Source organism: Anaerovorax odorimutans (assembly GCF_024459955.1).
GTDB lineage: Bacteria > Bacillota > Clostridia > Peptostreptococcales > Anaerovoracaceae > Hominibacterium > Hominibacterium odorimutans_A.
In genome coordinates this window covers 1-225 of sequence record NZ_JANFXK010000240.1, presented here as the reverse complement: position 1 = coordinate 225, position 225 = coordinate 1, and the positions used below count along the sequence as shown (strand labels likewise).

1 protein-coding gene is annotated in these 225 nt (G+C 38.2%); it reads right to left on the bottom strand.

Translation table 11 applies throughout. The features are described 5' to 3' along the window. Positions 1–208, bottom strand: a 208-nt coding sequence (locus tag NE619_RS18615; RefSeq protein WP_256133938.1) for a hypothetical protein, incomplete at its 3' end; no start/stop codon positions are given. Between the last annotated feature and the right edge of the window lie 17 nt (positions 209–225).

Here is a 225-nt window from a genome sequence, read left to right as displayed (position 1 = left end):
CTCCAAAGATTGTAATTCTCCCTCCTACATTATCCCGAATCTCCTGCACTATCTGTTCCGGCACCTGAATCGGTATGACATCCATGTTTCCACTTGTCCGCATGACTTCTATAGTTGATTTATAAATCTTTCTTCTATCTGGTGAAGTCAATAAATACTCTGGTGTTTCCATAATTTTTCCTGTGATCTTTACTGTGTTGTTTTCCATCTTTTTTCTCCTATACC